Here is a 19502-nt window from a genome sequence, read left to right as displayed (position 1 = left end):
CAAGTAACAAGACACACGATAACCAAGAAACATAAGGAAACGCTGAATAAATGTAGCGAGCGATGATAGGTCGGCTGCTGCCGGAACGGAGAGACCGGAGTTTACATGCGGTTAAATGAGGATCTTGAGTACCGCCAGAAGCCGAGATATCGAGCGCAGTAATTTATCCAGTGTTTCCATAACAACACCCCTTCGCCCAGTGACTAGCCAGGAAAGCGCGACTTTCTCAGGCCTGCGGTCGTGCGCCGTAGCCAGAGAGAGCAACAAAGGATGGAATCCTTGCGGAGGTTGCATATGCAATTCCCCTTACAGACTCGCACCCCTGGCGAGATTGCTCGGCATGCCTCGCAGCATGCCCTGCTCAACGGCATCATCAAGGAAGTGGGTATTCCCCAGGACTTGCTGAGCCACCACTGGCCTGCCCATCGGCAGGGCCTGCCCCACACCGATAAAGGATGGCCGCTGCAGATTGCGTGGTCACCGACGCTTAGCTTGTTTGTGCTGGTCGACCGGCATTCGGCATTGGGCGTTCATGCCTATGTATCGGAGCTGTACCTGCGGCGTCCTACGGACCCGCGTTGGCGCCCGGCGCAGACGGCTGAGCTGGTAGCGGCATTGCTGGAGGACGGGCCCTGGCGTGACGCCTTCCCCAATCCGGAATTCCGCGACCAGGTTCTGCTGAGTCAGCGCGTGATGGAAGATATCCTGTCACGCGCCGACCAATCTGATCGTCGCAGCGAGCGTCCTGAGCGGCACCCCCTTGGCGACTATGCGTCCAGCGAACAGGGGCTATGGTTCGGACATCCCAACCACCCGACCCCCAAGGCGCGGCAATGGCCTGAGGATCTTCCCGATGCCGGCGTTGCCTGTTCGCCGGAGTCGGGTATCGCAACACGTTTGCACCAGTTCTCGTTCCCGGCAGAGGGCCTGCGCATCAACAGCAATGGCCCGTCGCCGCAGGAGCTGCTGCAGCAGGCAGCGGATCAGGTAGCCGACAGCGCCGACGACCGCGTGGTACTGGCCATGCACCCGATCCAGGCCGAGCTGTTCCGGCGCTCGCCCCAGGTCGCCCCCTATCTGGCCGACGGGCGGATTCGCGATCTTGGCGCCAGCGGCTTCGAGGCGGTGCCCACGGCGTCCATGCGTACCTGGTACCTGGAGGATCACCCTTGGTTCATCAAGGGCTCGTTGAACGTGCGCATCACCAACTGCGTGCGCAAGAACGCCTGGTACGAATTGGCCAGCACGCTGGTGATCGACCGCATCATGGCGCAACTGGTCGAGGCGGGGGATCCCGCGCTTAAGCGACTGGAGGTCGCCCGCGAGCCCGCCACGCTGCACTGGACGCCGAGCGACGATGACGCCGATGGCCAGGATCCCGAGGTGCGCCGCTGGTTCTGTGAACAGACCGGCATCATCCTGCGCGACAACTTCTGCCGTCGCTTTGGTGCCGAGCGCTGCCTGTTGTCCGCCACGGTGTTTGCCCGGGATACCCAACTGACGCCGATGGTGCTCGATCTGGTCGGGCGCAGCTATGGCGTCGGCCCCGCGGACAGCAGCGACGAACAGCGACTCGACTGGTTCCGTGCCTACTTGAAGACCCTGGTAGAGCCGGTGCTCGCGCTGTACTTCCGGCACGGCATCGTGGTCGAGCCCCATCTGCAGAATTGTGTGCTGGTGCATCAGCAAGGACGCCCGCAGCGGATGCTGCTGCGCGACTTCGAAGGCACCAAGTTGACCGCTGACCTGGGCGTGGACTGGCTGGCCGGCGAGACGCTGGATCCCCGTGTCCGCCAGTCGATGGTCTACAGCCGAGAGAAAGGCTGGCATCGCATCGCCTACTGCCTGCTGCTGAATCATCTGGCGGAGGCCATCCTGGCATTGAGCTGGCAGCGTCCTGCCCTTGCCGATGACCTGTGGGACGCCACCGCCGACGAGCTGGCGCGAGTAAGGGACCGCTTGAGCGAGATGTCACAGGCATCTCCCGGGAGGGCTACCCCCGAGCTTGATGCGCTGCTTGCCGGTGACGCGCTGCCATGCAAGACCAACCTCAAGCTCAGGCTGATGGCCCAGGCGGATCGGCATGCAGAATACGTGCGCTTGCCGAGCCCCTGGCGCGCGGTGTCGAGCCCGCGCCGGGAGGTGGCCCATGGTTGATGTCACCCTGAACCGCCCGTTGGCTGACGCTGTGCCGAGGGGCGACGCCGCTGATACGCCAGTGGTGGCGGAGCGTTCTGCAGCAGTAGCCCCTGGTTCCGCTCACGCCATCCCCGAGGCGGTGCGCCAGGCCATATTGGCCCATCAGGCAGACGCCCAGGACCCGGTCGCGGCCTTCTTCTACGACCTGGAGGCACTGGCAGAGCGGGCGCGCTGGATGATGTCGGCGTTGCCCAAGGGCGTCGAGCTGTTCTATGCCATCAAGGCCAACAGCGAGGCCCCGATGCTCAAGACCCTGGCGCCGCTGGTGGATGGTTTCGAGCTGTCCTCCGGCGGTGAGATAGCGCGGATGCGCCAGGCGACCCAGGCGTTGCCCTGGGTGCTGTCTGGCCCCGGCAAGCTGGATAGCGAGATGCAGCGCGCCATGGACGAGGGTATCGAGGCCTTCCATGTGGAGAGTCTCGGTGAAATTGCGCGTCTTGAGCGCCTGGCGGCAGCGCGAGGTGAGCCGCAGAGCGTGCTGCTGCGTATCAATCCGAGTCTGCCCGAGTCGCTGTCCAGTCGCTTGCGCATGGCGGGCACCGCCACACCGTTCGGCATCGACGAGGCGGAACTCGGCGCGGCGGTCGCGGCGGTGGAGGCAGCGTCCCACCTCAGGCTGGTAGGCTTTCACGTGCACGCCATGTCCCACCAGCGCAGCGTGCACAAGCACAAGACACTGCTCGATAGCTATCTGGATCGCTGGCCGCGTTGGCGAGCACTGGCCGAACATCCGGCGTCGGTCACCCAGCTCAATGTGGGGGGCGGCATCGGCGTTGACTACCAAGCGCCATCTGCCCCGGGCGAGCAGTTCGACTGGCCGGCGCTGTGCGCTCATCTGGGACAGCGCCTTGAGCACATGGACGATGCGCCACGCCTGCGCTTCGAGATTGGACGCTTCGTCTCAGCCTTCTGCGGCTATTACGTCATGGAAGTGATCGACACCAAGTCGAGCCACGGCGAGAACTTCGTGATCTGCCGTGGCGGCACCCACCAATTTCGCCTTCCCGCCGCCCAGGGCCATGACCACCCGGTGGTTGCGCTGTGCCCATCACCGGCCGAGGGCCGCTCTGGCGCGCAGGCAGATGCCAAGCCCGCTGCCATAAAACGCTGGAGCGTGGTCGGCCAGCTGTGCACGCCCAAGGATGTAATGACACGCGCCGCCTGGCTCAACGACCCGGAGCCAGGGGATCTGCTGGTGCTGCCCCTGGCCGGGGCCTATGGCTACAACATTTCCCACGCCGACTTTCTGTGTCATCCAAGGCCCGAGCAGTGCTTTATCAGCGCGCCCGGCCGCGTGGCTATCTATTGACGTCGAGGAATCCCATGACATTACTTACCTCCGCGGCAGCCGCCACGCGGCCCTTTGCCGTGGCTGCCGACTGGCAGCATCGCCAACGCATCGAACGCCGCGTCATTGGCCAGCTGCTGCAGACATTGCTGTACGAAGACGTGCTCGAACCCATCAGCGAAACCCGCCTGGAGGCCTCGTCGGCGTCCCCCGATGCCGCCGACAGATCGCTGTTCCGGTTGAAGGTGGGGCCGGGTCGCTACCGGGTCGAAGGGTTTCGCTGTCACAGCTTTGCGCTGGTGCGCCTGGATCATTCGAGCCTGGTGAAGGAAGCCGCAGATGGCGATGTATCGCCGACCCTGTTCGAGGTGCTGGATGACCTCGACCATGCCCTTGGTGGCGATGGAAAACTCGGTGCGGGCTTTATTCGTGAGCTGACCGAAACCCTGATCAAGGACCTGCAGTCGTCCACCGTCGCAAGCCCGGGTAACGGTGTTGATCCGCGCCAGCTGGATGCCGATGCCCTGGAGCAGGCCTTCACCGATGCCCACAGCTATCACCCCAGCTACAAGTCACGCCTGGGGTTCAGCCTCGATGACAACCGCCGCTATGGCCCGGAGTTCGGCCAGGACCTGCGCGTGCTGTGGCTTGGCGTACCCCGGCGGCTGGCCCATCAAGGGGCTTCCTGCGGCTACCGGGTAGCGGCCATGGTCGAGGCCGAGGCGGGCGCCGAGGTCGAGTCGGCGCTGTCTGGGTGGCTGCAGCAGCAGGATTTGACGCGCGATCAGGTGGTACTGATGCCGGTCCATCCCTGGCAGTGGGACAACGTGCTGGTCGCGGCGCTGTACCCGGAACTTGCCCGCGGCGAGATCGCTCTGCTGGGGGAAGGACAGCTGAGCTACCGGCCCCAGCAGTCGATCCGCACCTTGTCGCCGGTGGGGAACGCCGAGCGCGATGCGCCGCGCCCCTACCTCAAGCTGGCGCTAGGTATCACCAATACGTCCAGCACCCGCATCCTGGCCCGTCACACCATCACCAATGGGCCCATCATCACCGCTTGGCTCAAGACCCTGGTGGACAGTCATCCGACGGCCAAGGCATCGGGCATGGTCATCCTCGGTGAGGTGGCGGGCGTTGCCCTGGACGAGCGCGCCTTCCCCGGGCTGCGCCATGACCAGGTGTATGGCCAGGTAGGCGCGCTGTGGCGAGAGCACATCGACGAGTTCCTGGCGCCCGGAGAGCAGGCGGTGCCCTTCAATGGGCTCAGTCAGTTCACTCGCCAGCCCGACGGCGAACCCGACGCACCTTTCATCGCCGACTGGATCGAGCGCCACGGCCGCGACGCCTGGACGCGTCAGCTGGTGATGGTGGCGACCTTGCCGATCATCCACCTGCTGTTTGCCGAAGGCGTCGGGCTTGAGTCTCACGGCCAGAACATCGTGGTGATCCACCGCGATGGCTGGCCGGTGAGAATCGCGCTCAAGGACTTCCACGATGGCGTGCGCTACAGCGAGGCCGCCCTGGCCCGCCCGGAGCTGGCCCCCAGGCTGGAGCCACTGCCCGCGGCTCATGCCGCTCGCAACCGCAACTCCTTCATCGTCACCGATGACCTGGATGCGGTGCGGGATTACTCCTGTGATGCCTTCTTCTTCATTGCCCTGGCCGAGATGGCGATCTTCCTGAAGCGTCATTTTGGCCTGGAGGAGAAGACCTTCTGGGCGATGGTCGCCGACGTCATCGTGGCCTACCAAGAAGCCCACCCGGAGCATGCCGAGCGCTACCGCAGCTTCGACGTCTTCGTCCCCGAATGGGAAGTGGAAGCGCTCACCCGCCGGCGGCTGTTTGGCGATGACATTCCCCAGGTCAAGCGCGTGCCCAATCCCCTGGCTGAGCACGCACCGGGCGGTGCAACGCCGCGCCAGCACCAGGGCGGGGAGCCGATGCCATGCTGAGAACCAATCAACTCAAGCTCGCCTTGGCGCAAGGGCGCGAGGTGTATGGCGTGCTGGCGTCGCTGCCTACGGCGGCGTCGATCGAGCTGATCGCCGAGGCTGGCTTTGACTTCGTGGTGATCGACTGCGAACACGTGCTGATCAACCCGGAAACCATCGAGCACATGATTCGCACCGCAGAAAGCTACGCGCTGACGCCGCTGGTGCGGGTCGCCGATGACGATCCCAAGACTCTGCTGCGCCTGCTGGATGGCGGCGCCCAAGGCATCGTGTTGCCCAGTGTCGAAGATCCCGAGCGCCTGGCAATGGCGGCCCAGGCGTGCCGCTATGCCCCCCAGGGCACCCGCAGCCTGAACGCCGGAAGGCCGGGTTCCTTCGGCAAGCACTCCCTGGCCGAATACGTGCACAAGGCCAACGACGAGACTCTGGTGGTGGCGATGATCGAGAGTCGCACCGGCGTGGAGCGCATCGACGCGCTGTGTGCGGTTCCTGGGGTAGACCTGATCCTCGAGGGCGCCGCCGACCTGTCGCAATCTCTGGGTGTCACCTGGCAGACCGCTCATCCCGAGGTGACCGATGCCCTGGCCAGGGTACAGCGTAGCGCCGCCGAGCACGGCATCCCATACGCCGCCTTCCTGCGTCACGCCGGTGCCAAGGCCGGGTGGCGCGAACGCGGCGTGCATACCTTCATGCTGGGCGATGAACGCGGTATTGCCTTTCGCGCCCTCAGCCAGGCATTGCAGGAGGCCGCGTCATGACCCGGCCATCCCCAGACGTTGAAGGCCTGGCGTCATCACCCACCCCTGATCGCCCAACTATCCAACAGGAGGCCCCAAGTATGGCGTCCATCGACGGTTCCTCATCCTTTCGCGGCACTGATGTGTCTGTTACTGACTCGGCTGTCACTGATTCGGCTGGCGCGGGTTCGTTTGTCGAAACACCTGGCGCCGGCGAGCAGATTCTGGCGTTTCTCGTAGACGGCCTGCTGGTCGAGGGGCTGCTGGACAGCGCCAAGCTGCGTGAAGACGACGATGCTGCGCGGCGTCAGGCCACCGCCTGGTTTGGCGCGGCAGCGGTGCAGGGCCAGACCCGTCTGTGGGACTGGCAGACACCCCAGGGCGAGCGCCTGGTCATGCTGCTGGAGCCAGGCATTGTTCAGGCCTGGCAGAAGGTGCCGGCGACCCCTGTGCTGGTCGTGCCGGACGCTGATGCCAGCGCCATCGAGCTGGATGCACCAGCGCTGATGCGCCTTTTATGCCAGGCGAAGGGGGAGCCGGAGCCAGAGCCAGCCGAGGCCAACGGTGACCAGCCCCACAGCGGCTTGACCAAGGGCCAGCAGGTGTTTCTGCGTGCGCTGGAGGACAGCCTGTGGCAAGCCGAGGCGTCGATGCATCACGGCGTGCGCACCGATGACCTTGAGGCGCTGGATACCCACGCCCACTTTGTGCGGATGGAGCAATGGGCATCGCTGCTGGATCGCCCCTACCATCCGACGGCCAAGGCCAAGCAGGGCATGAGTGCCGATGAGTACCAGGCCTACATGGCGGAGTTCGCTCGTCCGGTGGGGCTCGTCTGGGTCGCCGTGGCGCGCCATCGGCTATGCACCGGCGCCGGCCTCGAGGCGGCAGACGGCGGTGACGTGGACAGCGTGCCCGCCGACTGGGTGCTGGCCCATGATGAGCGCCAGACGCTTCAGGATGAGCTGAGAAACAAGGGTATCGACCAGACCCACGTGGCCTTGCCGGTGCATCCATGGCAGCACGAGCATGCGCTGCCGACGTGGTTAGCCACGGACCTTGAGGAGGGGCATTGCGTGACCCTTGAGACGGTTACCGGGGGCTGGTGGCCGACGTCATCACTGCGCTCGCTGCTGTCCACCCGCTGCTCCGAGCACAGCCTGAAGCTGCCTATGGCCATTCATTCCCTGGGCGCCTCGCGCTACCTGCCCGCCGTGAAGATGATCAATGGTGATCTCAGCGCCAGGCTGCTGGCCCAGGCCAGGCAGCGTGACCCGGTGCTGGCGAGTGCCCTGCACCTGTGTGACGAGGGCAAGTGGTGGGCCTACATGCCCGAAGATGCCAGCCTGTTTGAGGAAGCCCCGCGTCATCTCAGCGCCATGGTGCGCAGCTATCCGCGGGAGCTGCTGGCCCAGCGTGATGTGCAGCTGGTGCCCATGGCGACCCTGGGGACGCCACTGCCGAGCGAGAACTCGGCAAGCGCCCACCACCTGTTCAGCGACTGGATGGACCAGCGAGGCATGGAACACGGGACCGAAAGCGCCAGAGTCCTGTTTGGCGAGCTGTGTTCGCGCTTCTTCGAGATCAACCTGCGCATGTTGCGTCTCGGGATGCTGGCGGAGGTCCATGGTCAGAATGCCGTGCTGGTGGTGCGTGATGGCCAGGTCGAAGGGCTGCTGCTCAGGGACCATGACTCGCTGCGCATCCACGTCGGTCAGCTCGAGCGTCACGGCATGCAGGACCCGTGCTACCGGATCAAGAAGGGACACGCCAATACCCTCTACCACGACACTCAGGAGGCCCTGGTGTTCTGGCTTCAGACCCTGGCCGTCCAGGTGAACCTGCGCGCCATCATCGACACCGTGGCGGGGCATTTCGGCCTGTCGAGTCGGGCCCTGTGGCAGGATCTCTGCGCGGTGCTGGACGGCGTGCTCGACGCCGTTCCCTTCGAAGACGGTGAGCGTCGTCGATTGAAGGCGGTGCTGTTCGAGCGCGAAAGCTGGCCCTACAAGCGCCTGATCGCACCGATCATCGAGCGGGCCGGCGGCCCCGGCAGCATGCCCTTCGGCGTCAGCGAGACCGTCAACCCGCTACGCGCCTGCCAGGGGGAGCCGACGCATCAGACAGCCGAGGCCAACGCCAGTGTCGAACAGGGTGTCAGTACCGCTGCCGAAGCCGACCACCAGAGGACGCTGCAGCAAGCCTGATCTAGCGTAAGAAAGTACGCGGCGGCATCGGTGAATACCGATGCCGCCGTTTTTTGTGCGCAAGACAGGGACTATGACAGGGGCTATGACAGGGACAGGGGCTGTGACAGGGGATATTCAGCGCAGCCAGTCGGGGTGCTCGCGCAACATCGCCTCGCGGCGGCTGGCTTCTTCGGCTTGCTTGGCCAGGGCGCGCTCCGCCAGTGCGTCGGCGCGATGGGGCGGCAGCACGAACAGGCCGTCGTCATCGCCGAGAATCAGGTCGCCGGGTTCGATGGTGACGCCGTCAATGGCGACGGTGGTGTTGATCTCACCCTCCAACGACAGCGAGCGGGTGGTCAGCGGGCTGGTCCCCCTGGCGTAGACCGGCAGCGATAGGCGGGAGAGGGCGTCCCAGTCGGTAATGGCGCCATTGGTGACGACCCCGGCAAGTCCCTTCTTGAGCGCCGCATAGGCGCGAAACTCCCCCCAGCAGGCGCGCTGGTGGTCGCTGCCCACGTCGATCACCAGCACGTCGCCGGGCTCTGCCTGGATCAATGCTTCGCGGATGATGCTGCCATCGATATGCGGGATCTTGACCGTCAGCGCCGTGCCTAACAGGCGAATGGGACGTTGAATCGGCTGCAGCGACGCGATAGCGCCGAGGTCGCTGAAGTGGCCCAGGGTGGAGGTCGACAGGCTGCCCAGGCGTTCGATCTGTTCGTCACTGAAGCGCTGCTGTCGCGGCGCGATGTAAAACATGCTGGTCTCCTTATTGAAAGACGAGGCTGTTTGAACAAGACGGTATCAGCAAGACACCAGTGCTGACGTGATTACGCCTCGACCCGGCAGTCCCGCTGGGCTTGATCAGCACTTCAAGCAGCACCTCAGGCTACTGCCGGTGGCGATAGAGCAGATAGACGAAGAACGGGGCGCCGACGGCAGAAACGAAGATACCGGCCGGCAGGTCCTTGGGCAGAAAGGCCACCCGTCCCAGCAGGTCGGCATGTAGCACGATCAGGGCGCCACACAGCGCGGCCGTTGGTACCAGGCGCGCCAGGCTGCGTCCTACCAGGCGAGCCGCCAGGTGTGGGGCGACCAGCCCGACAAAGCTGAGTCCGCCGACGAAGGCGACCGCGGCACCGGCCAGGGCCACGCTCAGCGCCAGCAGGATCAGGCGGCTCTGTTGCACGTTGACCCCAAGCCCCAGGGCGACGCTGTCACCCAGCGCCAGGGCATCCATATGTCGAGCCAACGCGAGACTGGCCGGTAGGGCGATCAACAGCCACGGCAGCAGCGACAGCACGTCCTGCCATTGGGCGGCGTACAGGCTGCCGGTCAGCCAGACGTAGGCGTGCAGCGCCGAGGCATCGTCGCTGATCACGATCAACAGCGTAGTGGCAGCGCCCATGGCCGCTGAAAGGCCGATGCCCACCAGCACGACGCGAGAAGGTTCAAGCCCCGCTCGCCAGGCCAGGGACACCACCAGCAGGGTGGCCAACACGGCCCCTGTGAGTGCCGCCAGCGGCAGCAGATTGATGCTCAGCGAACCGAGAAGGCCTGCCAGGAAGATCACGGCCGCCAGCGCTGCGCCGCTGGTTATGCCGATCACGTCCGGTGAGGCCAAGGGGTTTCTGACGATGCCCTGGAGGATCGCGCCGGCGCAGGCCAGCGCGGCGCCCGCCAGCACCGCCAGCAGGATGCGTGGCAGCCGAAGCTCCCAGATGATAAAGCCGACGTCGCTGTCTGCCGGTGCCACCAGGGCGCCGAGCACCTTGGGCGGCGACGTGGGGAAACTGCCCAGAGACAACGACATCCCCATGCTGGCGAGCAGCGCCAGCCCGAGTAGGGTGACCACCCACAGGAAGCGATATCGTGCTGTGCGCTCCCGTGGCGAAGAGCCGCCCGGTGAGGTCAGGGAACTGCTGCTGTTGACGCTGGCGTTCGCGCGGTGATTGGCGGCGGGTGTCGACAAGGTGTTGTGTCCCTGGGTCATGTCGCCACCTGCCGTCTGCGCGCCAGATAGATGAAGAAAGGCGTGCCGAGCAGTGCCGTCATCACCCCGACCGGCACCTCCTGGGGTGGCATCAGAAACCGCGAGGCGATATCGGCGGCCAGCAGCAGGGTCGCACCCAGCACGCCACAGGCGGGCAACAGCCAGCGATGGTCGATGCCAATCAGACCGCGAGCCATGTGCGGCACGATCAGCCCGACGAAGCCGATCATGCCGGCCAGGGCGACGGAGCTTCCCGCCAGCAGGATCACGCAAAGGCCGAGCAGCAGCTTTAGCGTACCCACGCGCATGCCGAGGCCGGTGACCATCTCGTCGCCCAGCAGCAGCGCATTGGCATGACGTGACAGAACCGCGGTGATGGCCAGCGCCAAAATGAACAGGGGCAGCAGGGGCACCACCAGATCGAGCTCGCGACCCGAGACGGACCCCGCCAACCAGTACAGCACGCTCTCGAAGCTCTGCTGGTCGAGGATCAGCAGGCCCTGGCTGAAGGATAGAAACATGGCGCTGACGGCAACCCCGGCCAGCACCACCCGCAGCGGAGACAGTTCACCGCGGCGTCCTCGGCTGAGCGCCAGCACCAGCAAGGCGGCTACCAGCGCCCCCAGCAGCGCCGCCCAGACATACTGCCCTGGGGCATGCAGCGGCAGCAGCGATACCGCCACGACCACGAAGAACATGGCGCCGGCATTGATGCCAAGGATGCCAGGCGAGGCCAACGGGTTGCGGGTCATGGTCTGCATCAGCACCCCGGCGATGGCCAGGCTTGAGCCGGTCAGGGTCGCAATGACGGCCCGTGGCAGACGCTCGGAGACGATGATGATGTGGTCGATTCGGCCTCCGTCGTAAGCGCTCAGCGCCTGCCAGACATCGCTCAGGGTGATGTCGGTGGTGCCCAGCGTCACGCTCGCGGCGAAGGCCGCAAGCCACAACAGGATGCCGAGCACGAGTCCTGCCGAACGGGTGGTGGTGCGGTCAAGCATCAAGAATCCTGCTGGTCGTCAGTAGCGCGAGTGGAGCTGTGGGTTTTGGCAGCGGCTCTGGCGTCAGATGCGAAGGCCAGCTGGCAGTCGTTGGGGCCGACAGGCGCCTGTTGGGACATGCGAGCCGCCAGCGGCGTCGAGTCAGCGGCCAGCGGCAGTGAGCGGGATGCGGAAGCGGCGGACTCAGACGATGCAAGCTGGGGAAAATAGTGACGGTACAGGTCATCGAGCATGGCGTTGGCCGCCAGAATACCGCCACCCATGATCCAGTTGACCGTATTGACCTCATACACCCGTCCCGCCTGTGCTGCCTTCAGGCGCTGCCACAGGGGATGCGCGGTCCAGTGACGGTAGGTGGCCAGGATGGCCGGGTCGTCTTCCAGCAGCACGAAGATGACATCGGCATCCAGCGTCGGGATATTCTCTTCGCTGGTCAGCTTGATGCCCCAGCCCTGGTCGCTGGCCGCATCGGGCTGCTCGAAGCCGATCTCGCCGAGAATGCTTCCGGCAAAGCCGGTGGAATACAGGCGCAGATGATCACTCTTGAAGCGGACCACGGCCGCCTTCTGCGGCCAATCATCGCCCAGGCGCTGCGCCAGCCGCTGACGCAGGTCGGCGATGCGGGCATTCCAGCAGGTCATCAGCTCGCGGGCCTCGGCCTCGCGGCCGGTGGCTTGTGCTACCTCGTCAAGGGAATACCTGAAGTCATAGACGTTGGCCGCGAAGCGGGTTGGGGCGATACGTTCCAGCAGCGGGCGAACCCGCTCGTGGCGAAAACGCGTGCCAATAATGACGTCAGGGTCGAGCCAGGCGATCTTCTCGAGATTGGGCTGGGTTTCCAGGCCCACATGCTCCACCCCATTCAGCGCCGGTCGCAGATAGCGGTAGGTGGGCTTCTCCATCCAGGCGTCGACCACTCCAATCGGGGTCAGGCCTAGTGCCACGGCACTGTCGGTCGCGCCCTGGTAGAGCGTGACCAGACGCGGAGATGTGGCTGGAGGTGGCGCCGTGTCCCCACGAGCCGTTTCAGCAAACAGCAGCATGCCGGCCAGCAGTGAGATGGTGGCAAACAGCAGAGCGCCCGACAGCAACGCCAGCAGCTTTAGCAGCTCGCGCAGCGCCGAAGGCGCTGCGCGGGGGCGCAAGGACTTCGGGCGCAAGGGCCTTGGGGGCGATGGCGCTGGCGGGTGCGATGATGGGCGTAACGTGGGAGAGGGCATCATGGGGTGGATCCGTCACGTAAGCATGTGGGCAGTGTGATGGCGTGTTGCCCGGCCCAGCCGCCAGGCTAGCGGCAGGCACAGCAGGGCGATCAGGGCGAGCGCGGTGAAGGCTTCACTCAGGGCCTGGGCACTGGCGCCAACACTGGCGTCACTGCCGGCGAGCTGGTCGACTCGGGCATCGTAGTAAAGCGACAGCGCCACCAGCCCCAGCGATGCGACCAGGCGTCGGGCCATATTATTCATGGCGGAGGCCTGGGTCATCTCGGCGTCAGGTAGCGCGCGTACGCCGACAGTCGTGGCAGGCAGGTAGCCGCAGGCAAGGCCGATTCCGCGAAGTCCCATCCAGGCCCCGACCAGCCACACCGGCGCAGCCGGTGACATCAGGGCGAGTCCCATCAGGCTGATCGCGGTCACGCCGAGCCCCACCAGCAGACACCATTGCGGCGGGTAACGGTCGATCATGCGGCCGGCCTGGGGCGAGCACAGTGAGGCGGTAAGGGCGGTGGCCAGAAACACCAGTCCGGTGACGAAAGGACTGGCACCTAGCACCTGCTGCATCCACAGTGGCGTCAGCAGGACGCAGCCAAACAGAATGATCGATTGCAGGCAGGCCAGCACCACGCTCAAGCGGTAGGCCGAGTGGCGAAATAACGACAGTGCCAGCAAAGGTGCCGTGGTACGTTGCTCCACCAGGACAAAGGCCACCAGGCAGGCGATTCCCGCGGTCAGCGGCACCGCCACACCAATGGACAGCAGGTCTTCAAGGGTCTCGACCCGTCCCAGAGCAGCAAGCACCGCGCCCATGCCCAAGGTGATCAGTACGAAGCCCGGCAAGTCGAAGCGACGCTGACGATTGGGCGCTTCACGCCGCAGGCAGCGCCAGCCCAAAGCCAGGCCGAGCAGTGCAAAGGGAAGGTTCATCAGAAACAACGCACGCCAGTGGGTCAGCTCCAGCAAAAGACCACCCACCGTGGGACCGATGGCAGGCGCAATCATGACGGCAAAGCCCCATATACCGCTGATTCGGCCCCGCTGCTCAGGCGGGTAGGCGGCAAAGATCAACGCCAGGGACAGCGGGATCATCAGGCCGGCAGCGGTGCCCTGAAGGGCGCGCGCCATGATGATGCCCGACAGGCTGTCGGCCATGGCTCCGAGCAGGGACCCCGCCAGAAATCCCGACAGCCCCAGCAAGTAGATCGTGCGGCGGCCGAAGCGGTCGGCCAGGTAGCCGGTGAGGGGCATGCTCATGGCCATGCTGATCATGAACAGCGTGATGACCCAGTTCACCTGGCTGGCGCTGGCCTCGAAGGTCACCATCAGCTCTGCTACCGCGAGGTTGAGCGCACTGTTGTTGAGGCTCACGGTAAAGGTGCCCAGCAGCACGCTGGCCAGTACCCAGGCACCTCCTGGCGTGACCTTTACGGTATCGTCGCCAGTGGCCCGCGGCGGTGACGCGTCATCACCCAGGGCATCCTGGTTCTCGTCAGCTGTGCCAGCGCGAGAGGACAGCGCGGTGGGCGAGCGAGAAGAAGACGGTGCCGAGGGGCGAAGCGTGGACATGAAGCGTCTCACCGTAGTGATAAAGCGTGAGCATCGAGGGGCGATGATCATGCCATGTCGCAAAGGCAAATGCAATTCATTATCAAATAAGGCGTTGCCGTCAGCAACCGGGGGCGCCGCACTCTGTTGGGCAAACAAAGGCGCCAGACCCAAAGGCCTGGCGCAGGTAATCTGGATGGGTGTCAGGACACGGCCCGATGGTAGGTCTTAGAAATCCATCGTCCAACCCAGGGTAAAGGTGCGTCCCCGACCCTGGTAGTCATACAGGTACTCTGGACCATAGTAGGGAGAGTAGAACATCGCGGCGCGCTGACCCCAGACCGTGGAGTATTCTTCGTCGAGAAGGTTGTCGATGCCAAGGGTCAGGCGGCCGATGTCGATGTCCTGAGCCAGGGCCAGGTCCACCGTGGTATAGCCATCGATTTGACGGTCGTTGTCATCTTCCAGGTTGTGGGCATGGTTGGCCTGCAGGCGCGCGCTGCGACCCGCGGCCATATCGTTCCATCCAACGAAGGCCGTCGCCGATGACAGCGAGGCGTAGCGGGCGTCACGCTTGTTCCACTGTCCGTCGTCGTCTTCCTGTTCCGAGCGGACCAGGTGCAGGGTGCCGCCGACTTCGAAGCCCCCGTCCAGGTAGCGAGTGACTGCAGCCTCAAGACCGTAGTCACGCTTGTTTTCCTCAACCACGCTGACGGACAGGTCTTCGGCGTTTTCCACCGCCTTGTCAGACCACGCATAGTAAAGCGCTGCCTGGGTGCTCCAGTCGGCGTTGTTGAAGCGCCATCCCAGCTCTACCTGATCCGTCTTGATGGCATCCAGCGGGTTGTCGTCGACGCTGACGTCAGCGCTCTTGCCGTAATACTTGGCAGGATCGGGCAGCTCGAAGCCTTGACTGAACTGAATCCAGTTCTGGTGACCATTGCCATAGTCGTACAGCGCGCTGGCATTGAGCAGCGTCGCGTCGTAGTCATTCTCGCCGCCGGGGATGCCATTGAAGTCGTCGACCTCGACATCCATGTGCTGCTGACGAACCCCCGCAGACAGGGTCAGCCCCTCGGTTACCCGCCAATCCCCCTGGGCGAAGCCTGCATAGCCATCCACCTCATAGCTGGGGTAGCGGGGGACCACGTCACTGCGCTGCTGAGTCAGCCCGCCACTGGCGTTGGACGCAGCGATATCAAAGAGCATCTGGTTGGCGTCGAAGGACTCCCGGTCCATGTCGACCCCATAGGTCAGTGACACGCTGTCGCTCAGGTCGGCGTCAAATAACGCCTTGATGCCGCCAAGGTCGGTGTTCTGCTTGGAGGTACGAAACTCGATGCCCTCAGATGTCGCGTAGGGGAAGGCGTTGAAGCTGGCTTCCTCCTCCCGATAGAAGGCCTGCAGGTAGAAGTCCTGGCCCAGCAGGTCAGCGTGATGATACTGCAGGTTGACCATGCGACGGTCGGTCGCCGGGTCCCGGTCCGATGAGTAGCCGTCACGGATCTCGGCACCGTCCAGGTTGCCCAGGGTCAGGTTGGGGAAATACAGGCCACGACCCCCTTCATAGGCGGAGCGGTAGAGCTGAGCCCCTAGCGTCAGCGTCTGTTGTGGCGCCAGCCTGACATCAACGCTGCCCATGATGTCGATGGAGCGATTGTCCTGCAGGTCGGTCTGGGCGATATCCGGGAAGATCTCGTCACCGCGACCGTCGTAGAAACGGCCGTTGTCCTGATACGCCACCGCCAGACGACCTTGAATCTGCTCGTTGCCGCCGCTGATGTCCTGGGCGAGACGAAAATCGGCATCGTCGCTGTCATTGAAGCCGCTGGTCACGCTGGTGGCGGTGGAAAAGTGGCGCCCGGGACCTTCCCCCTTCTTGGTGACGATGTTGATGATGCCGCCGGTGGCACCTCCGCCATACAGGCTGCTGGCGCCGGACAGCACCTCTACGCGCTCTATGTTGAAGGGGTCAATCGCATCGAACTGGCGCGAGAGACCACGAGAGCTGTTCAGCGAGACCCCGTCGATCAGCACCTGAACGCTACGGCCACGCATGTTCTGGCCGTAGTTGGTGCGCCCCTGAGGGGCCAGGTCCAGACCGGGCACCAGACGACCAAGGGCCGTTTTCAGGTCCGCGCCAGTGGCGATCTGGGTGTTCAGCTGTTGCTGGTCAACGACCCAGACGGCACCGGGAATCTCACTGATCGATTTGGGCGTTCGCGAGCCGACCACCACCATGGTGTCGGCGGTAACCTCCGCTTGCGTAGTGGTCGCGGCAACGGAAGTGTCGTTTTGTGCCAGGGCCGTAGCAGGTGTTGCCAGGCTTAGCAGCAGCGCTGCGTAGCCGGAGCGGCAGGGCGTGCGCGGTGATGCTGAGTCGCAGGCGAGGGGGAAGCGAATGGCGTGGGAAAGAGGGTGTCTGGAGTGCATGAAAGGATCGCTGAATAAGAAACACCGCCGCCATTAGGCGTGTCGGCGAAACAACGCGTGAAAGCCTCTTCGGGCTTCATCGCAACCGGCCAGCAGGCATCGAAGGGGCAGCTGTCGCTGCTGGCGCAAGCAATATAGCGAATTGTGGAAATAATGCGAAGCGTTCGTATTAAAGATTGTGGTTCGTGCAAGTCAAACTCCCCCCCTCGCCGACCAGGGGGCACAAGGCGTAGGCTGGATGCCTCCACTACACGAAGATCAGGAGGCTTGATGACACGGGTAAAGATCCTCAAGCAGGGCACGATCCACTGCTTTCCTCCCGGGCTGCGTGACGACCAGGGCGAGCTGGTCAACGCCGAGATTTCTGCGGTGGCCTACGATGGCGAGCGACTGCTGATGGCCAGCGACAAGCCGATCCCCGGTCACGAGCGTTCCGCCGCTTTCAGCCTGCCGTTGACCGCCGATGGTCCCGACGAAAACCGCATCGACTACCTGACCCAGCAGACCATCAAGGAAGCGGTGAAGTATGAAGACTTCGCCCTGACCACCGATGGGCGCCATATGATCGCCACCACCGGCTTTGATCGCATCGACGACGAGACCCACGATCTCAACGCCTATAACCACCTGCTGATCTGGCCCCTTCACGAGCCTGACCGGGTCCAGGTGGTGGACCCCGACCCCCGCGACGGCGTGGAAGGATCACTCGAGTTTCGGCGCAAGATGGACGCAGCCGTAGGCGAGCCCTACTACAAGATCGAGGGTCTGGCCGCGATTCCCGGCGAGCGTGGCGATGGCCTGCTGTTGTTCGGCATCCGCGAGCAGGGCAAGGCCCACGATGACTTCGACTATGTGCGCCGGGTCATCGGTGCCCACTACATCATCAACGACGATGACAACCTGGAATTCGTCGATGCCCTGCATGACGTCTTCAGCTTCGACCCCGGCGAGTACGACGGCGTGGACCACGTCTGTGGCCTGTCTAGCCTTGAGTACGATCCCTACCACGGCCAGCTCTACCTGCTGACCAGCTTCGAGACCGAAGAGGGCGACGACGAGGTCATCGGCGGCTATTTGTGGGTGATGTCGCTGCACGACTTCCGCCAGGGCAGGACACCCACCCTGGTGCGCGACGAGAACGACAAGGTGCTCGAGTTCGAACACAAGGCCGAAGGCCTCGCCGTGCTTGACCACGAACGCCTGTTCGTCGCCTACGACAACGACCGCAACTACGACCTGCACAGTGTCAGCGAACGCGACGAACGCCGCTGCTGCGAGGCCCCCTACACCATCCTTGGGCTGGTGCAGTAGATGCGAAGCCATCCAGGCACCGCACAGCGCCACATCGCACAGAAGCAGAGCGGGACACAGAGGCGACGGCTGGACAGCCCTGGAGAGCGTCACTCAGCGATAGAGGGCGAAGAGCAATACCGCGTGAGTAGATGTGTGGGAAAAAGGCGCGTCAGAATGGGCGCGGGAAGAAAGGGCGCGGGGAAATCGGTGAAAGGAGAAGGGCGCCGCGGGTACGCCAGCGGTACAGCCAGTCGCCAAACCGGTTCTTGAGGCGCCCAAGCGATGATGCGACAAGGGCTGTGATGTGAGGAAGGGCGCAGCCGAAACGCCTCGGAGACCGCCATACTGACCAGTGGCAAGCGTCCACCTGAAACCCGCTGGCCTACGGCCGCCGCATTCGCTATCATACGTCCGCGCTGATAAGGGCCTATAGCTCAGTTGGTTAGAGCAGGGGACTCATAATCCCTTGGTCGTAGGTTCAAGTCCTACTGGGCCCACCATCAAAATCAGCAACTTACGATTTCTCTCTGGTGAGTCCCATAGCCCAAGGGTACAGTTTCGGTACAGTGCCGATCCTTCAGTCCCCTGGAGACTTTCATGGCCACCATCGTCAAGACCCCAGCCGGTAGTTGGAAAGCCGTCATCCGCAAGACCGGCTGGCCTGCCACCGCCAAGACCTTCCGCACCAAGCGTGACGCTCAAGATTGGGCACGCCGCACCGAAGACGAAATGGTGCGTGGCGTCTTTATCCAGCGCAGCGCCTCGGAGCGCATGACCCTCGAAGCTGCGCTCAGGCGCTACCTTGCCGACGTCACCCCTACCAAGAAGCCCAGCACCCAAAAGAGCGAACGCCACAAGGCCAACACGCTGATTGAGCACCTGGGCAAGTACTCTCTCGCGGCCCTGACGCCGGAGTTGATTGCCAACTTCCGTGACACCCGCCTGAACAGCATTGGTCATCGTGGCCAACCGATCAGCGCCAATACCGTGCGCCTGGAGCTCGCCTTGCTCGGCCATCTCTACACCGTGGCCATCCAGGAATGGGGCCTCGGCCTGACCTACAACCCCGTCCAAAACATCCGCAAACCCAGTCCTGGAGAAGGGCGCGACCGGCGCTTGAGCGCCGACGAGGAAAAGCGCCTGTTCGCCGTGCTTCGGCAGCACAGCAATCCCATGTTGGCCTGGATCGCCAGAATCGCTCTGGAGACGGGCATGCGCTCGTCGGAGATCCTGACCCTCACACGCTCCCAGGTCGATGTGAAACGCCGCGTGGTGCGACTCACCGACACCAAGAACAACGAAGCCCGCCTGGTACCGCTGACTCAGGCCGCCACAGAAGTGTTCAAGCAAGCGCTGAACAACCCGGTGCGGCCGCTCGACTGTCACCTGGTGTTCTTCGGTGAGCCTGGCCGAGACGGGAAACGCGGTCCTTACGCCTACACCAAGCTCTGGAACCAGGCGAAGAAGCAGGCTGGGCTTGATGACTTCCGCTTTCACGATCTACGCCATGAAGCCGTCAGCCGGCTGGTAGAGGCCGGGCTGTCTGACCAGGAGGTCGCTGCGATCAGTGGTCACAAGTCGATGCAGATGCTGAGGCGATATACGCACCTGAGGGCGGAGGACTTGGTTGCAAAGCTAGACAGAATTTGAAGATA

13 protein-coding genes and 1 tRNA gene are annotated in these 19502 nt (G+C 64.1%); 8 read left to right on the top strand and 6 right to left on the bottom strand.

Annotation, left to right across the window (positions count from 1 at the left end):
• The first annotated feature begins 294 nt into the window (after window positions 1–294).
• The 5 genes from JF545_RS04315 (at window position 295) to JF545_RS04295 (ending at window position 8383) form a co-directional block, all read left to right on the top strand.
• Entirely contained in the window at window positions 295–2157 is a 1863-nt protein-coding gene (locus tag JF545_RS04315) for an IucA/IucC family protein (RefSeq protein ID WP_206939568.1), read from the top strand.
• Window positions 2150–3508, top strand: coding sequence for a type III PLP-dependent enzyme (locus tag JF545_RS04310; RefSeq protein ID WP_206939566.1), 1359 nt, complete (start codon window positions 2150–2152; stop codon window positions 3506–3508). Before JF545_RS04315 ends, JF545_RS04310 begins: the two co-directional genes overlap by 8 nt.
• 14 nt (window positions 3509–3522) lie before the next feature.
• Window positions 3523–5439, top strand: a complete 1917-nt coding sequence (locus JF545_RS04305) for an IucA/IucC family protein (RefSeq protein ID WP_206939564.1) — start codon at window positions 3523–3525, stop codon at window positions 5437–5439.
• Window positions 5433–6197, top strand: a complete 765-nt coding sequence (locus JF545_RS04300) for an HpcH/HpaI aldolase family protein (protein ID WP_206939562.1) — start codon at window positions 5433–5435, stop codon at window positions 6195–6197. Before JF545_RS04305 ends, JF545_RS04300 begins: the two co-directional genes overlap by 7 nt.
• A gap of 80 nt (window positions 6198–6277) precedes the next feature.
• Window positions 6278–8383, top strand: a complete 2106-nt coding sequence (locus JF545_RS04295) for an IucA/IucC family protein (protein WP_206939560.1) — start codon at window positions 6278–6280, stop codon at window positions 8381–8383.
• A gap of 117 nt (window positions 8384–8500) precedes the next feature.
• Here JF545_RS04295 and JF545_RS04290 read toward each other — a convergent pair whose 3' ends face one another.
• The 6 genes from JF545_RS04290 to JF545_RS04265 all read right to left on the bottom strand — a co-directional run bounded on the left by JF545_RS04290 (window position 8501) and on the right by JF545_RS04265 (window position 16554).
• A complete protein-coding gene (locus tag JF545_RS04290; RefSeq protein ID WP_206939558.1) occupies window positions 8501–9124 on the bottom strand; it encodes an RraA family protein in 624 nt (207 codons plus the stop codon).
• 130 nt (window positions 9125–9254) lie between these two features.
• Window positions 9255–10358: an iron ABC transporter permease gene (locus tag JF545_RS04285; RefSeq protein ID WP_206939556.1), complete on the bottom strand. Its 1104-nt coding sequence runs from the start codon at window positions 10356–10358 to the stop codon at window positions 9255–9257.
• Window positions 10355–11359, bottom strand: coding sequence for a FecCD family ABC transporter permease (locus tag JF545_RS04280; RefSeq protein ID WP_206939554.1), 1005 nt, complete (start codon window positions 11357–11359; stop codon window positions 10355–10357). Before JF545_RS04280 ends, JF545_RS04285 begins: the two co-directional genes overlap by 4 nt.
• Entirely contained in the window at window positions 11359–12582 is a 1224-nt protein-coding gene (locus tag JF545_RS04275; RefSeq protein WP_242520690.1) for an ABC transporter substrate-binding protein, read from the bottom strand. The genes JF545_RS04280 and JF545_RS04275 overlap by 1 nt, the downstream gene beginning before the upstream one ends.
• Before the next feature lie 12 nt (window positions 12583–12594).
• A complete protein-coding gene (locus JF545_RS04270; RefSeq protein WP_206939552.1) occupies window positions 12595–14142 on the bottom strand; it encodes a DHA2 family efflux MFS transporter permease subunit in 1548 nt (515 codons plus the stop codon).
• Between the two features lie 207 nt (window positions 14143–14349).
• The gene (locus tag JF545_RS04265) at window positions 14350–16554 is read right to left on the bottom strand and encodes a TonB-dependent receptor (RefSeq protein WP_206939540.1); all 2205 of its coding nucleotides are present in this window, start codon (window positions 16552–16554) and stop codon (window positions 14350–14352) included.
• Between the two features lie 270 nt (window positions 16555–16824).
• Between JF545_RS04265 and JF545_RS04260 the strand changes: the two genes are divergently transcribed.
• The 3 genes from JF545_RS04260 (at window position 16825) to JF545_RS04250 (ending at window position 19497) form a co-directional block, all read left to right on the top strand.
• Complete coding sequence (locus tag JF545_RS04260; RefSeq protein WP_206939538.1) at window positions 16825–17865, top strand: hypothetical protein; 1041 nt, start codon at window positions 16825–16827, stop codon at window positions 17863–17865.
• A 405-nt stretch (window positions 17866–18270) separates the two neighbouring features.
• A tRNA-Ile gene (locus JF545_RS04255) sits at window positions 18271–18347 on the top strand.
• Between the two features lie 97 nt (window positions 18348–18444).
• A complete protein-coding gene (locus JF545_RS04250) occupies window positions 18445–19497 on the top strand; it encodes a tyrosine-type recombinase/integrase (RefSeq protein WP_206939536.1) in 1053 nt (350 codons plus the stop codon).
• The last annotated feature ends 5 nt before the right edge of the window (window positions 19498–19502 follow it).

It is taken from the genome of Halomonas litopenaei (assembly GCF_017303055.1).
GTDB classification, from domain to species: Bacteria; Pseudomonadota; Gammaproteobacteria; order Pseudomonadales; family Halomonadaceae; genus Halomonas; species Halomonas litopenaei_A.
The sequence above is the reverse complement of the archived record's forward strand: the minus strand, read 5'-3'. Positions and strand labels throughout refer to the sequence as shown.

Bases quoted from the DNA above. Each gene is read 5' to 3' on its own strand.
- JF545_RS04315 (WP_206939568.1), top strand. From the start codon at position 295: ATGCAATTCCCCTTACAGACTCGCACCCCTGGCGAGATTGCTCGGCAT.
- JF545_RS04310 (WP_206939566.1), top strand. From the start codon at position 2,150: ATGGTTGATGTCACCCTGAACCGCCCGTTGGCTGACGCTGTGCCGAGG.
- JF545_RS04305 (WP_206939564.1), top strand. From the start codon at position 3,523: ATGACATTACTTACCTCCGCGGCAGCCGCCACGCGGCCCTTTGCCGTG.
- JF545_RS04300 (WP_206939562.1), top strand. From the start codon at position 5,433: ATGCTGAGAACCAATCAACTCAAGCTCGCCTTGGCGCAAGGGCGCGAG.
- JF545_RS04295 (WP_206939560.1), top strand. From the start codon at position 6,278: ATGGCGTCCATCGACGGTTCCTCATCCTTTCGCGGCACTGATGTGTCT.
- JF545_RS04290 (WP_206939558.1), bottom strand. From the start codon at position 9,124: ATGTTTTACATCGCGCCGCGACAGCAGCGCTTCAGTGACGAACAGATC.
- JF545_RS04285 (WP_206939556.1), bottom strand. From the start codon at position 10,358: ATGACCCAGGGACACAACACCTTGTCGACACCCGCCGCCAATCACCGC.
- JF545_RS04280 (WP_206939554.1), bottom strand. From the start codon at position 11,359: ATGCTTGACCGCACCACCACCCGTTCGGCAGGACTCGTGCTCGGCATC.
- JF545_RS04275 (WP_242520690.1), bottom strand. From the start codon at position 12,582: ATGATGCCCTCTCCCACGTTACGCCCATCATCGCACCCGCCAGCGCCA.
- JF545_RS04270 (WP_206939552.1), bottom strand. From the start codon at position 14,142: ATGTCCACGCTTCGCCCCTCGGCACCGTCTTCTTCTCGCTCGCCCACC.
- JF545_RS04265 (WP_206939540.1), bottom strand. From the start codon at position 16,554: ATGCACTCCAGACACCCTCTTTCCCACGCCATTCGCTTCCCCCTCGCC.
- JF545_RS04260 (WP_206939538.1), top strand. From the start codon at position 16,825: ATGACACGGGTAAAGATCCTCAAGCAGGGCACGATCCACTGCTTTCCT.
- JF545_RS04250 (WP_206939536.1), top strand. From the start codon at position 18,445: ATGGCCACCATCGTCAAGACCCCAGCCGGTAGTTGGAAAGCCGTCATC.